This is a genomic window from Devosia psychrophila (assembly GCF_000971275.1).
GTDB classification, from domain to species: domain Bacteria; phylum Pseudomonadota; class Alphaproteobacteria; order Rhizobiales; family Devosiaceae; genus Devosia; species Devosia psychrophila.
Genome location: NZ_LAPV01000046.1, coordinates 1 through 1,186 on the forward strand (window position 1 = coordinate 1; position 1,186 = coordinate 1,186).

The following is a 1,186-nucleotide window of genomic DNA, read 5'->3' on the forward strand; positions in this document are numbered from 1 at the left end:
TGAACCGCGCCGGGAATTCCGGAGGCTGTTTGGTATAAGTTATGCGGCCATGGCCGTTTGTTCCAGTGCCGCGTAGAAGTTTGCCTCAGCTTCCGCTGGCGGGATATTGCCGATAGGTTCGAGGAGGCGCCGGTGATTGAACCAGTCGACCCATTCGAGGGTGGCGAACTCCACGGCTTGGATGTTTCGCCAGGGCCCGCGCCGGTGGATCACCTCGGCTTTGTAGAGACCGTTGATGCTTTCGGCCAAGGCATTGTCATAGCTGTCCCCTACGCTGCCGACTGATGGCTCGATGCCTGCTTCGGCCAGGCGCTCGGAGTAGCGGATACTGACATATTGCGACCCGCGATCGGAATGATGAACCAGACCGCCGCGATGGACGGGCCTGCGTTCGTGGATTGCTTGCTCGAGAGCGTCCAGCACGAAGCTGGTATGGGCGGTACGGTTGACCCGCCATCCCACGATATAACGAGAGTAGACGTCGATCACGAAGGCCACATAGGCGAACCCGGCCCAGGTTGCCACATAGGTAAAGTCGGAGACCCAGAGCCTGTTTGGCGCCGGGGCATGGAACTGGCGATTGACGTGATCGAGCGGGCAAGGCGCCGCCTTGTCGCTTATCGTGGTGCGCACTGGCTTGCCGCGGATCACACCCTGCAAGCCCAGATCGCGCATCAACCGCGCGACACTGCACCGGGCAAGATCAAGCCCCTCCCGCTGCATCTGCCGCCAGACCTTGCGCACGCCGTAAACGCCAAAGTTCTCTTCAAACACGCGCATGACTTCCGGCTTGAGGTCCTCGTCACGTCGGGATCGGGCAGACCGCCGGCCAGGATCGCGGCGCTGGGCAACGCGTTCGTGGTAGCTCGATGGGGCGATCGGCAGAACCCTGCAGATCGGCTCGACCCCATAAGCATCGCGGTGCTCATCAATGAAGGCGATCATCGCTTGAACGGGCGGTCGAGCTCCGCCTGGGCGAAATATGCTGAAGCTTTGCGCAGGATCTCGTTGGCTTGCCGCAACTCTCGGTTCTCTCGTTCCAGAACTTTGAGCTTCTCGGCCATATCTGTGGTCACGCCGGCGCGCTGGCCGCCATCGACCTCGGCCTTCTTGAGCCACTCATTGAGGGTATGGGCCGAGCAGCCAATCTTGCCGGCAACCGACACAACGGCCGCCCAGCGGGATG

Annotated in this window: 1 protein-coding gene and 1 other annotated feature; the gene reads right to left on the reverse strand. The window is 61.6% G+C overall.

Annotated elements, in window-relative coordinates:
* Nucleotides 1-39: 39 nt before the first annotated feature.
* A protein-coding gene (locus WH91_RS04250) for an IS3 family transposase (RefSeq protein WP_144408345.1) occupies nucleotides 40-1,186 on the reverse strand; the annotation gives its coding sequence in 2 pieces (ribosomal slippage) (nucleotides 40-977 and nucleotides 977-1,186; 1,148 coding nt annotated over the 2 pieces). This gene is flagged as partial in the annotation.
* Nucleotides 871-987, reverse strand: a sequence feature (AL1L pseudoknot). (Overlaps the previous gene by 117 nt.)